This is a genomic window from Psychrobacter sp. 1Y10 (assembly GCF_052259005.1).
Classification (GTDB): domain Bacteria; phylum Pseudomonadota; class Gammaproteobacteria; order Pseudomonadales; family Moraxellaceae; genus Psychrobacter; species Psychrobacter saeujeotis.
Window position 1 is genome coordinate 63,405 of record NZ_JBQQES010000005.1, and the last position, 12,557, is coordinate 75,961.

Annotated in this window: 13 protein-coding genes; 10 read left to right on the forward strand and 3 right to left on the reverse strand. The window is 44.9% G+C overall.

Annotated features, from left to right (window positions below; all coding sequences use genetic code 11):
• Nucleotides 1–319 precede the first annotated feature (319 nt).
• From ACTXGH_RS08085 to ACTXGH_RS08115, 7 genes are read left to right on the forward strand one after another with little or no spacing between them, the layout of a single operon-like run.
• Entirely contained in the window at nucleotides 320–832 is a 513-nt protein-coding gene (locus ACTXGH_RS08085; RefSeq protein WP_439296296.1) for a Na+/H+ antiporter subunit E, read from the forward strand.
• The gene (locus ACTXGH_RS08090; RefSeq protein WP_439296295.1) at nucleotides 829–1,113 is read left to right on the forward strand and encodes a monovalent cation/H+ antiporter complex subunit F; all 285 of its coding nucleotides are present in this window, start codon (nucleotides 829–831) and stop codon (nucleotides 1,111–1,113) included. Before ACTXGH_RS08085 ends, ACTXGH_RS08090 begins: the two co-directional genes overlap by 4 nt.
• A complete protein-coding gene (gene mnhG, locus ACTXGH_RS08095; protein WP_439296294.1) occupies nucleotides 1,100–1,399 on the forward strand; it encodes a monovalent cation/H(+) antiporter subunit G in 300 nt (99 codons plus the stop codon). Before ACTXGH_RS08090 ends, mnhG begins: the two co-directional genes overlap by 14 nt.
• Complete coding sequence (locus tag ACTXGH_RS08100; protein ID WP_439261575.1) at nucleotides 1,387–2,325, forward strand: hydrogenase subunit MbhD domain-containing protein; 939 nt, start codon at nucleotides 1,387–1,389, stop codon at nucleotides 2,323–2,325. The genes mnhG and ACTXGH_RS08100 overlap by 13 nt, the downstream gene beginning before the upstream one ends.
• Nucleotides 2,325–2,642, forward strand: a complete 318-nt coding sequence (locus ACTXGH_RS08105; protein ID WP_439296293.1) for an NADH-quinone oxidoreductase subunit K — start codon at nucleotides 2,325–2,327, stop codon at nucleotides 2,640–2,642. The genes ACTXGH_RS08100 and ACTXGH_RS08105 overlap by 1 nt, the downstream gene beginning before the upstream one ends.
• The gene (locus ACTXGH_RS08110) at nucleotides 2,642–4,093 is read left to right on the forward strand and encodes a complex I subunit 5 family protein (RefSeq protein WP_439296292.1); all 1,452 of its coding nucleotides are present in this window, start codon (nucleotides 2,642–2,644) and stop codon (nucleotides 4,091–4,093) included. Before ACTXGH_RS08105 ends, ACTXGH_RS08110 begins: the two co-directional genes overlap by 1 nt.
• Nucleotides 4,090–5,601, forward strand: coding sequence for a complex I subunit 5 family protein (locus ACTXGH_RS08115; protein WP_439296291.1), 1,512 nt, complete (start codon nucleotides 4,090–4,092; stop codon nucleotides 5,599–5,601). Before ACTXGH_RS08110 ends, ACTXGH_RS08115 begins: the two co-directional genes overlap by 4 nt.
• A gap of 183 nt (nucleotides 5,602–5,784) precedes the next feature.
• Here ACTXGH_RS08115 and ACTXGH_RS08120 read toward each other — a convergent pair whose 3' ends face one another.
• Both ACTXGH_RS08120 and ACTXGH_RS08125 read right to left on the reverse strand, forming a co-directional pair.
• Nucleotides 5,785–5,961, reverse strand: coding sequence for a hypothetical protein (locus ACTXGH_RS08120; protein ID WP_439261571.1), 177 nt, complete (start codon nucleotides 5,959–5,961; stop codon nucleotides 5,785–5,787).
• A gap of 492 nt (nucleotides 5,962–6,453) precedes the next feature.
• Nucleotides 6,454–7,536 (reverse strand): 3-deoxy-7-phosphoheptulonate synthase, encoded by a 1,083-nt coding sequence (locus ACTXGH_RS08125; RefSeq protein ID WP_299220098.1) that lies wholly within the window; start codon nucleotides 7,534–7,536, stop codon nucleotides 6,454–6,456.
• A gap of 404 nt (nucleotides 7,537–7,940) precedes the next feature.
• Between ACTXGH_RS08125 and lpxB the strand changes: the two genes are divergently transcribed.
• The 3 genes from lpxB to ACTXGH_RS08140 all read left to right on the forward strand — a co-directional run bounded on the left by lpxB (nucleotide 7,941) and on the right by ACTXGH_RS08140 (nucleotide 11,722).
• Nucleotides 7,941–9,209, forward strand: coding sequence for a lipid-A-disaccharide synthase (gene lpxB / locus ACTXGH_RS08130; protein ID WP_439261643.1), 1,269 nt, complete (start codon nucleotides 7,941–7,943; stop codon nucleotides 9,207–9,209).
• Nucleotides 9,210–9,248: 39 nt separating this feature from the next.
• Nucleotides 9,249–10,121 carry a ribonuclease HII gene (locus ACTXGH_RS08135; RefSeq protein ID WP_439296290.1) on the forward strand — a complete coding sequence of 291 codons (873 nt, stop codon included), beginning with the start codon at nucleotides 9,249–9,251 and terminating at the stop codon, nucleotides 10,119–10,121.
• 287 nt (nucleotides 10,122–10,408) lie between these two features.
• Nucleotides 10,409–11,722, forward strand: coding sequence for a CAP domain-containing protein (locus tag ACTXGH_RS08140; protein ID WP_439296289.1), 1,314 nt, complete (start codon nucleotides 10,409–10,411; stop codon nucleotides 11,720–11,722).
• Between the two features lie 92 nt (nucleotides 11,723–11,814).
• Here the strand turns inward: ACTXGH_RS08140 and ACTXGH_RS08145 are convergent, their stop codons facing one another.
• Nucleotides 11,815–12,480, reverse strand: a complete 666-nt coding sequence (locus tag ACTXGH_RS08145; RefSeq protein ID WP_439296288.1) for a DUF924 family protein — start codon at nucleotides 12,478–12,480, stop codon at nucleotides 11,815–11,817.
• Nucleotides 12,481–12,557: the final 77 nt, after the last annotated feature.

Genomic DNA, 12,557 nt, shown 5'->3' on the forward strand with positions numbered 1-12,557 from the left:
GGTTTTTTTTCGTTACGATATATATTTTAGGTATAAACCCTCATAAGCTAACAGCTTTGAGAGATGGTTGCATAAATAGTAATCAATTAGTCTGTAATGTATTTGCATTCTTTGTTAGGCTAAATTAATAAATAAGGATTTAAAAAACAAGCGTTTAAGTCGTGTTAAGGGTTGATTTATAAGAAAAAATCAGGTCTGTATTAATAAGATTATTTGGATATCTTACGTTATTCTCGGAATAATAAGTTCCACTGTAAGACCGCAATGAATGTAGCGGAAATACGTTAGAGCCAGTTATCCTAAATCAGGAAGAGGGCATATGAGAATAAAGGGACAACAAATTGACAGCTCAGCGATCGTAGCGCGGCTGCTACTATTCTCAATAATCTGGTGGGCTCTCTCCGATGGTTCAGCTGCTTCATGGTTAATTGGCGCGCCAGCGGTGCTCTGCGCGTTGGTAGTCAGCATTACATTGTTACCTCCGGTAAGGCTGGTATGGTGGCGGCTGGCAGCTTTTATACCCTTTTTCTTTTGGCAGTCACTAAAGGGCGGTGTGAAGGTGGCACAGCTAGCATTTCAACCGAGTATGCCTTTATCTCCAAAGCTTGTTGAATACCACCTGCACCTGTCCTCAGGCCTAGCACGAGTAGCTATGATTAATATAATAAGCCTCTTGCCTGGTACTTTAAGCACCAAAATAAACGGAGATACATTAACCATACATGTGCTGGACAGCCAAGGGGATTTTCTAGTCGCTCTACAAGATTTAGAACGGGGTTTGGCGCAAATATTTCCAAACTCTGTTGAACCTGCTTTGATGGAGGATGAATGATTATGCAAAGCCTATACCTTGCACTAGCGTTGTTCTTGCTGCTCAATCTGAGTGCTGGTATATGGCGTGTACTGCGCGGACCCACGGCTGCTGACCGTATGTTAGCGGTGCAGCTATTTGGTACTACCGCTGTCGCTGTTTTATTGCTGCTGGCCGAAGCATCAAGTAGTGCAGCCCTGCGTGATGTGGCGCTGGTGTTTGCGTTGTTGGCTGCGGTGACTGCAGTAGCCTTTGTACGCCGTGCTTGGGACTTTGTGGAGGATAACGATGACCGCAAGTGATTATTTCTCTGCCTTAATGTTGTTCACTGGTAGCGTGTTCTTTCTGGCAGGTACGCTAGGTTTGCTACGCTTCCCAGATGTTTTTACTCGGCTACACGCGCTTACCAAAGCCGATAACTTGGGACTGGGTTTTATAGTGGTTGGCCTAGCGGTACAAGCGGAATCTTGGGCTGTGGTGGTTAAATTAATATTTATATGGCTGCTGGTGTTGCTTGCTAGCGCGAACGTGTCTTATCTGGTCGCACGCGGAGCACTGCAACGGGGGATTCGGCCATGGAGACGCTGATTGGTTCTGTTATTGATTTAGTCATTGTACTGCTGGCGTTAGGGTTGGCTTGGGGTGCACTTGCTAGTGCTAAGCTGTTTAGAGCTATTGTGCGATTTATTGCCTTTGGCTTAGTGATGGCGCTGGCTTGGGTGCGCCTGAATGCACCAGATGTTGCACTGGCAGAAGCCGCTATTGGAGCAGGTTTGACCGGTGCGTTATTCCTGGCAGCCTACGCCAAGCTGCGAGGAAGTACATCGATTATCGATATAGAGCTTGCCAGCCGCTTTAGCGGTATTCGTGTGGTCACGGGTCTGGTGCTTATGCTGTTTGTAGCGGCAGCACTGGGATATGCTGTATGGATGTTACCACCAGAGGCTGCTGGACTCAGCGCTATTGTCGCCGCCGATCTTGATAACAGCGGTGTCAGTAACCCAGTGACGGCGGTACTACTGAATTTCCGTGGTTATGACACCTTGCTTGAGTTATTTGTACTGTTGCTCGCGCTACTGAGCGTATGTTCGCTGGGTTTGCCAACACCACAACGAGAGGCAGCGCCGGGATTGGTTCTGGATACTCTGTCGGGGCTGCTTGCGCCCTTACTGATTCTGGTAGCGGCGTATTTACTATGGGTGGGCGCTTATGCGCCTGGCGGTGCTTTTCAAGCTGGCACTGTACTGGCAGCTGCAGGAGTACTAATGCTCTTGTCGGGTGCGCAGTTACCGGCTGCGCTGGCCAGTTGGCCTCTGCGTTTTGTGCTGGTGCTCGGGCCGACGATATTTTTGCTGCTTGGCATTATCATGGGACTTTTAGAAGGCAAACTTTTACAGTTTCCACCGGAGTGGGCTGGAGCACTTATCCTGGTTATTGAAACCACCGCTACTATCTCAATCGGGACTACACTTATTGCGCTATTTTTGGGCATACGCCGACAGGAGAAGCTGTAATGAGTACAGTGCTTATATATGGGCTAGCGGGTATAGGGCTTTTTGCAATTGGCTTGCATGGTTTGCTGAGCTATCGCCATCTACTACGCAAGATTTTGGCGTTAAACATAATGGGTAGTGGCGTATTTCTGGTGCTTGCAGCGTTGGCGACGCGCACTATTACAACCATACCAGACCCAGTGCCTCATGCCATGATCATCACTGGTATTGTGGTGGCAGTGGCCGCTACTGCGCTGGCACTAGTACTCATGCTCAAGTTGACAGCAGTGACCGGTCAGCCGGTACTACCAGACAAGCACAAGGAAACAAACACCTAATGGTTGATGTTTTGTTGAATGTTCCATGGGCGGTTACCCTGATTGTTTTACCGTTTATGACTGCGATGATAGTTTTTATGTGGCCCCGCGCTGCGCGATCACTGGTGCTGCTGTGTAGCTGTTTGATGGTGGTGGCCGTGTCGGGTTTGGCCTTGCAGGTCTGGAATCAAGGCGTGTTTCAGCACTCGATTGGGGGGTGGGGAGCGCCGCTGGGCATCGAATGGTACGCCGATGGCTTTAGTCTTGTGCTACTGGCTGCGACGGCTCTAGTAGGAGCTGGATGCAGTTTTTATGCCTCGGTGTATTTCAGTGCAGAACAGGCGCAACGGTTTTGGCCTATATGGCTGCTTTTGCTAGCCGCTTTAAATGCGTTATTTTTATCAGCCGATTTGTTTAATCTGTACGTTACGCTAGAGTTGATGGGACTTGCCGCTGTGGCCTTAACAGCGTTGTCTGGCAGTCGTGACGCTCTTAGTGGTGCTATGCGTTATCTGTTAGCGACGATGGCAGGGTCTATCACTTATCTGCTGGGCGTGGTGCTACTGTATCACACCTTTGGCAGCGTCGATATTTTCATCTTGGCAGAGCGTATAACCCCAGAGCCCGCAGCTTGGGCGGCATTGGTTTTGATGATCGTTGGGCTTGTGCTTAAAACCGCACTGTTTCCGCTGCATTTTTGGTTGCCACCTGCTCACGCCAGTGCTCCATCTCCGGTCAGTGCTGTGCTCTCATCGTTGCTGGTAAAGGCTTCGTTCTATATTTTAGTGCGTTTATGGGTGTCAATTTTTGACCCTATGTCCGGCGATGTTGTGGCAGAGCTTCTTGGCATGATGGGGGCAGTAGCCATTCTATGGGGGTCTGTTCAGGCCTTGCGCCAAACTCATTTAAAACTGCTGGTCGCTTATTCTACAGTGGCACAGATCGGCTATCTGTTTTTGGTATTTCCACTAGCAGCGTCGCCACGCGCTTGGAGTGCGGTGGCGATACTAATACTATCCCATGCGTTGGCGAAGTCGGCGATGTTTTTGGCAGCGGGTAACCTGTTCCGCTTTGGCGGTCACGATCGCATCTTAGATCTTGATCGTGTTGTGCAGCGCTTGCCTATCAGTGTCTTTGCCTTTGCTTTAGCTGGAGTTGCTATTATGGGTTTGCCGCCAAGTGGTGGGTTTATTAGTAAGTGGTTATTGTTAGAGGTAGCATTGGTACAAGGACGTTGGGATTTGGCGTTAGTGATACTGCTTGGCGGGCTGATTGCCGCACTTTATGTTTTTAAAGTGCTAGGACGCTGCTTTACACAAGCTAAGGTCACCCACGAGCCCAGGGCAGTTCCTGCACGTATGGAATGGGCAGCATTCTTATTGGCATGCGGCGCCATTATTCTGGGCTTTGCGGCAGTACCTTTCATCTCTTTATTGCAGATTGGTACACCTTTTAGCGGGAGCGGATTATGAATTCCAGTGCTCTATTGCCTTGTTTGGTTGTGCTAGGCTCGCTACTACCAGCACTTATCATATTCAAACTATCTGAGAAAAGTGTGACAGTTCGTACTGTGCTCAATTTGGCTGGTGCTATCTTCAAGCTGGGGCTTGTAGGATGGATGCTATGGGGCGTTACTCAGGGTTATAGCTATGAGGTGCAGTTCGTCTTGCTACCAGGTATTGAGCTGGAATTGAAAGCTGATCCACTGGCCTTATTTTTTATGAGCTTATCGGCATTTTTGTGGCTACTCACCACAATCTACGCAGTGGGTTATTTAGAAACTGAGCCCCACCGAAGTCGCTTTTTTGGTTTCTTCAGCCTATGTGTTACCGCAACCACTGGTGTGGCTTTGGCTGGTAATCTGCTAACCTTCCTGATTTTTTATGAACTACTAACGCTCACAACATATCCGCTGGTAGTGCATCGCGGTAGTGAAGCGGCGCGTAAAGCTGGGCAAACTTATCTGCTGTATACTCTTGGCGGTGGCAGCCTGATGCTGCTGGGGACGGTGTGGCTTTATACTCTGACTGGCAATCTGGAATTTATCGAGGGTGGTTTTCTTAGTAGTTTGAGCGCGCAGCATCATACTTCGTTGGTGGTTGTTTTTATTTTGTTGATGATTGGACTGGGTGTAAAAGCCGCGTTAGTACCGTTACATGGTTGGCTGCCAAAAGCTATGATAGCGCCTGCGCCCGTCAGTGCTTTGTTACATGCTGTTGCAGTGGTGAAAGCCGGCGCTTTCGGTATCGTGCGTGTGGTCTATGAAGTGTTTGGTATAGAGTTTGCGCAGCAGCTTAATCTTTTGAGGCCACTGGCTATTGCAGCGGCTGTGACCATTATATGGGGCAGCCTGCGTGCACTGTTTCAAAACGATCTAAAAAAACGGCTGGCCTATTCTACCGTCAGTCAAGTCTCCTATATTGTTCTAGGCGTTGCCTTATTTGGCCCTATGGGCACTATTGGGGGGCTTGTACATTTAGTGCATCAGGGCATTATGAAGGTTACCCTGTTTTTTTGTGCAGGCAACTACGCTGAGACTCTAGGTGTTCACAAGATTAGCGAGATGAATGGAATTGGACGACGTATGCCGCTCACCACAGTGTCATTTAGCATTGCCGCTCTAGGCATGATGGGCGCGCCCTTAACGGCAGGGGCTGTTAGCAAAGCTTGGCTCATGGAAGGTGCTGCAGCCGCACAAATGCATTGGGTGGTCTGGCTATTATGGACATCAAGCTTGCTGAACGCGACATATTTTCTCCCTATCTTATGGCGCGCATGGTTTCGCCCAGCACCTTCTGCATGGCCGAATAAATCCTTGGCCGCGCAGCCTTGGCCAACCACTTCTTGGCTACTGCTGCTACCACCAGCGATAACCGCCGCGACAGTGATTGCCGCTAGCATATTGGCAATGTATGATATTGGACCAATCGCTTGGGCACAGCTTATTGCTGATCGTGAGTATTTTAACACTAAGCTATGACAATAAGACTGCTTCGTAACGGTGTGGCTATTTGCTGACTGCTCCAAATAGTAATACAAGCTTCGGACATAAAAGACCCTATGATCCAAAGCAAAGCATATCGACAAATGGCTCATAATAAACTGACAGTCTGGCAGTGGCATGCTTCATTGAATTTAGAAAAAGACATATATACAGTCAAAGTCAAATCAATATTATACTGTCATTAAATGAGCTGTAACTATTATAATTGTCAAAAAACCTAGGCTGCAATCGATGATACTTAGAGAGTATAATAGCAGTACCTTGCACCGTTTTAATAACCGCAATGACAGAGGCATCAGCATCATAAGCTTTATTGGCAAGCCAAGTTTGGCTCATACTACATCCAAAGCTTAATGCTTGATAAGCAAAAAAACGCTGATGCTATTGCTGTTCGCCAAACCAAAGAACAAGGGGTTATAAATCATGAAAGCTAAAAAAATAATAAAAATGGTAGACGAATATATGGAGGTTGAAAACGTAAAGAGAAGATAAAATACTTAAAGCAAGCCCTCAAAAAGCTGAGCAAGCCTGAAAAAAAGCTGGAACTAAAATTTGTAGAAGAAGATGGCAGTAAAGAGAAAATATCTAATGAGCTTGCCTTGATTCATGCCCATAGAAAAAAGGACTACGCCTATTAAAACAACTTGAAGAGGAGCGTAGAGAAGCAAAAAAGGCGAAAGAAGCCAAAAAACAAGCGAAACCAAAAGGATAAAGAAACATAACCACGAACTAATACAAACCAATATGAAATATGACAACCAAAAAGCCCATCTAGCACTTTATTGATAGCACAAGATGGGCCTGATGTTTTTTATAAACGGTTATTAATTAGCGATTGGGCAAAATGTCTTTAACCATATCGCGTAGATTATGTATAGCAGTGACGGTACTATCCCAATCGAGACAACCATCGGTGATAGATTTACCATACTCAAGCTGACTTAAGTCCGCTGTCAGTTTTTGGTTGCCGCCTTTGAGATGGCTTTCAATCATCATGCCAATGATAGACTTGTTGCCTTTTTGAATTTGCTCTGCGACATTTTGAATGACCATAGGCTGTAAATATGGGTCTTTGCCTGAATTTGCATGACTTGAGTCAATCATAATTTTGCTGTTGGTTTTACCTTTTGCTAGCTCGTTTTCAGCTTGAGCAACTGCCGTCTCATCGTAGTTGGGCTTGCCATTACCGCCACGCAGTACGACGTGTGCATAAGAGTTGCCTTTAGACTTAATGATAGAGACCTGTCCATCTGATGATAAGCCTAGGAAGCTATGACCTTCTTTTACTGCTTGCATAGCATTCACAGCGACTGTCATGCCGCCATCAGTACCGTTTTTGAAGCCTACTGGGCATGATAAGCCTGAGCTCATCTCGCGATGTGTTTGACTCTCTGTCGTACGTGCGCCAATCGCTGACCAGCTGATCAAATCTTGCATGTACTGCGGCGTATTTGGATCCAAAGCTTCAGTGGCACAAGGTAAGCCCTTCTCATTTAAATCAAGCAAGAGTTTACGAGCAGTACGCAGGCCTTTTTCGATATCGAAACTGTCGTTCATATCAGGATCATTAATCATGCCTTTCCAGCCGACAGTGGTACGCGGCTTTTCAAAATAGACACGCATCACGACAAAGATAGTATCTTCGACTTCTTTTGCTAATACGGCTAGACGATCAGCGTATTCGTGTGCCGCTTTAATATCGTGAATAGAGCAAGGTCCGATAACCACAAATAAGCGCTTATCTTTGCCATCTAAGATGTCTTGAATAGTATGACGACCCTTTGAAACAGTTTCATAAGCTTCGTTTGAAAGAGGTAGCTCAGCTTTTAACTCAGCGGGAGTAATCAAGGGGATGAGTTGTTCAATATTCACGTCATCAATATCTGCGTTGTGGGTAGCTGTTGTTGTCATAATTCTACTTCATATAGCTAATATATAGGGATATTCATTATGCGGTCAAAATAGCGGGTTGGCAAGGGCAGTCGGCGAGTTAATTGACTGATAACTGGAATGTTAAAACCAAAATTTTGTTATACTTGCCTATTATTATAGGATGTAGGGCATATTTTTGATCTGTATAGCGCAGTTATAGGCTATGTTTTTATGCACTCTATATATAAACGTGCTTAGTAGGTCGATTAACATACATCATGTCTGTCGGATTTTAAGCGTATGATTATTATATGTTTAGCCTAAGCGTCGATATATTTTAAATGGTTCGTCATTTGTCTTTGCGTTGTTAATATTGAGAGTTTGTCATGATTGATTCTGCCTCACCTTTTCAAGGTACCCAAGCGTCTGCCGACCCGTTTGGTATGGTAAAGGATGAACAACATTTACCCCATAAACCGTTGGTGATTGGTATTGTAGCAGGTGAAGTATCTGGCGATAGTTTGGGCGCAGACTTTATGCAGCAAATGAATAATCTGCGTGATGATATCGTATGGGTCGGGGTTGGCGGTGCAAAAATGCAAGCGCAAGGGCTACATAGTATTTTTCCATTAGCGCGTCTAGCAGTGATGGGATTGGTAGAGGTTTTGTCGCAATTATCTGACTTGCTTAAAGCCCGCCGTGAGTTGCTATCTGCCTTTCAAACTGCGCATATAGACTGGTTTGTCGGTATTGATGCGCCTGATTTTAATCTAAGGGTTGCAAAGAAGCTCAAACCAAAAGGGGTGTTCTGCGTGCAGTATGTCAGCCCATCAATTTGGGCATGGCGTGAGTCGCGTATACATGGCATCAAGGCGGCGACCGACTTGGTACTGTGCTTGTTTCCATTTGAGCTGACAGTGTATGAGCGCCACAATCATCCTGCCGTATGCGTCGGTCATCCGCTACTACGAACCTTAAACCAAGACTTGGTAAATACTCCAACCAATCAGCTGCGTAGTGAGCTGGTTTGGCAAAATGATGGTTTACAGCAGTTCTTCGTTGAACGTTTTGATGAGGTAAGTCAGCTGATTTGTGTGATGCCAGGGTCGAGACGCGGCGAGATAACAGCGATTTTGCCACTGATGTTAGAGGGTATTCAAAAGTTATTATTGGTCGATCCTAAGTTGTGTTTTATCATACCGACTGTTGATCAAAACCATCAATATATCGTGCAAGATGTGATTGATCAACGCTCAGAGCAGTTGCGTGCAGCCATCGTCGTAGTCTATGACCAAAGTCAGCCAACCTTTAGTCAACAAGCCATGGCGGCCTCTGATATTATTATGCTAGCGTCAGGTACAGCGACACTTGAAGCCATGCTCCTTGAGCGTCCTATGGTCGTTATCTACCAATTAAACCAGCTGACTTATCAAATTGCCAAACGTTTGGTAAAAGTGCCTTATGTCGCATTGCCCAATATATTGGCAGCAAAAGCCATCGTGCCTGAGCTGATACAAGAGCAAGCAAACGGAGAAAACATTTGCCGAACAGTCACAAAACTATTGCAGCCTCGCGCCTATGCCGAGCAGCTACAGGCTTTGGTCGATACCAAGCGAACATTACAGCAGCAAAGCAACCATGAACCGGCCAATAGTGTCATTATGCAATGGTTTGCTCAAGATAGTCAAAAGCAGCAAAGAGATAGCTATTAATAGCAATCAATAAAAATATATACAAGAAGTAGGCTGTTTATGAGTCACAAAACCAGTTTAGATAATCATATTATCCATATCAAAAGCGATATTGTGCTTATAGATATCAAAGGACAATTTATAGACTTAGTCGCTCCAGTTCGTTTGCATGGTCACGTAAAGCTTACTGACGATTTATGTCAGATGTTTGCAACTACAGGTCATGAAACAGAAATAATGCCGCTACAGATTGGTGTTGATGAAGCAGGGCGGGGGCCTTTGCTTGGTAGTGTGAATGTTGCTGGCGCAATTTTGCCGCGCATATGGTCAGATCTGATAGAAAATCAGCCATTGCTAAATACCCCTCTATCGATATTGACGGACTCCAAAAAGTTAAGCGAAAAAAAGCGCGATAAGCTCTATCCTTTGGTGCAGCAACATGCTTTGGGTTATGTTATCGCTGAGATCCCAGCTGCGGTCATTGATCAGCTCAATATACTGCGAGCGACTATGCTTGGTATGCGTTTGTGTACAGAAGCCTTACTGATGGCAGTGGCAGCGCATCATGCAGATACTGTCGATAGCACATCTTGTAAGCTGCAAGCCCGAGTATTATTCGATGGAAACCGCTGTCCAGATCTGGATTATCTGACACTTGCAACGCTTGGTATATCTGAGTCCAGTATTGATTGCCAAGCTTGGGTAAAGGGAGATGCACGGCACACTAGTATTGCAGCTGCCAGTATCTTAGCAAAGGTGAGCCGCGATCAAGCTATGTATCAGCTAGATTCATTGTATCCACAATACGGTATTGCCAAACATAAAGGTTATCCTACTCGCGCTCATATGGAAGCTGTGGACCTTTATGGCCCATTGCCAGAGCATCGTCGTAGCTTTGCGCCGATAAGAAAAGCATTAAATAACGAAAGATAGAGTAACCATAAAAGGGCTATTTACTTCATTGATTCCTGTGAGTCTTAATTAAGCTAGGCAGAAGAAAATAGCCTAAGCAAAGAATTATACTATTCCTAAAATGTCCCTTAAAACCATCCTTCAAGTTGTGTCTTTAAGCACTTACAAAATTCACGTTTTATCAAACCGTCTACTACAGACGGTTTTTTTATGGTCATAAACGGTTCTATTTATCTTCAATTGGCATACTTATTGCTCATTCTGATTATGGTCACCCAATATGCTCATTTTACGATATAGGATAAACGATGAATTTTATTACCTCAAAGAAAAGCCTTGTCATGGCTCTCTCCTCAGCGCTTCTTTTAACGGCTTGTGGCGGTGGTGGCGGTAGTGACGGTGGCAGTGACAAGAGCGCTGATACAGGTTCGAGTAGTAGTCCAGACACTTCTAACTCGTCTGAAACTGTAAGCCCAACAGTACCTAACGACACTTATACACCCTCAAAGCCTACCATCTCTCCTGAAACATCAGAACCTACTACTCCAACGCCATCAGATACTAATACGACAAATACAAAGCCTGTATTGAAGACTGAAGTTGATATGAGAGGCGTTGAAAGCAAGAGCCATAAAGGGGCTGCGCAAGTAGGATCAAATCTACTAAGCTCACAAAGACAGGCGTGTGCGCTTGGCGGAATGGCAGATAACGATGAGCTAACCAAAATAGCCACGCAGCATGCACAGTATATCCAGCATGTGTTTTCAAATAGCAGTCCGACGATTTTTAATGCTCATGGCGAAGAAGAGATTTCAGACATAAGGAATTGGTCAGGAAAAAATAATCCGTTCTTTACAGGTACTAGCTTTAAAGATCGTCTGCTTAAAGCGAGGTATTCAAATTTGGCTTATGGCGTCGTGGAAAATATCTCGAGAGTTACCTACTACAGCTCAGCTGGTAAAGTTGCCTCACCAGATTATGCAGCACACTCAATGACAAAATCTTTATTGGCGGCCCCTTATCATATGCGTCTACTGGTAACGCCTAACCTTAGCCAAACAGGCTCAGGTATGATAGCTTACAAACCTTATGGCAAAGCTGCTGACAAAAGCCAAGGTTATGTCCTTGTCAACGCATCATCAGCCGATAAAAAAACAGAAAATCGTACGGTTAGTGGACTGTTTACTTATCCTTGTACTGACGTAGTAGATACTAATACAGCGCTTTACAATGAATTTCCAAGCCCAGTCGCAGGGACAGGCCGTAACCTAGGTACTGACCCTATTGGCCAGCCTATCTATATCAATATGCCATCAGCAAAGAGCATTAAAGTGAGCAACATTAAGTTTCGCGACGTCAAACGTAATATAGATGTGCCAGTTGATTTATTGGACTATAGTAACGACCCTCATAAGAGAACCGCTTATGAGTTACCGAAAAATGAAGCCTTTATTTTACCCCTTACCGATAGTTTACAAAGTTGTGAAAAAGGGCGGAGGAAAGGTAAGAACTGCGGGCTTTATGGTGATAGTGAATATCAAGTTAGTTTTGATGTCTTAGTGGACAACAAGACCCAAGAGACTAAGAAAATCACCTTTACTACAGGTGAGGTTAACTACTAGCTAAATAGTTCATATAAGTATTATATATACCTCACAAAAGAAGGGCTGAATCGCATTACTGATTCAGCCCTTCTTTTATAAGGCGAAAAGCTTTAAAACGACGAGTTCGGCTGTTTTAAAAACTCTTCTTCAGCATCAGTGGACTCTCGATCTAATACCCCGTTACGATGGGGAAAACGACCAAACTGGTCGATAATGTCTTTATGACGATGCTCAAAATCCAATGTTTCAGAGTCGTCTAATTGCTCAAACAGTGGCAGATAGCGTTCATGAATCATTGCCGATTCAGAATGCATAAACGGCATGATGATAAATTTGCGCCATGACGTTGGTAGTGTGTCAAAATGTGGTTGTTTAATAGCTTCTTGAGCCAACACCAGCGCCATTCCATCTTGTGCAAAAGCGTCTGCTTGCTTGCGACACAGATTGCGCGAAAACTGATCTAACACGATAATCTCTGCCAATCGTCCTGCCAAAGCAGTGATTGAGCTATTACTGTCTGCTGGCGCGTCTGCAATACGCCATGTTACGCATTCGCCTTGCTGGGCTGCTTGCCAAATATCACCAAACTTCTCTTTTATTTGATTATCAAAGTTATTGTTTTGTTCGAACCAATACTGCTCGTTATCTTTATCGAACCAAAAATTTAAGACCGCACGTGCATCAGCGTCAAGATATTCTAAATTAATATGTTCTAGATCAAGTTGCGATAAATTAGCTGAGCTGGTAGAGGTGGAATAATCAGTTGATAGTGACATAAGATATTCTAATTGTGATGGATTTAGTCTACTATAACGCAAATCTTTATATCTGTCATGATGCCGACAGCCGCTAT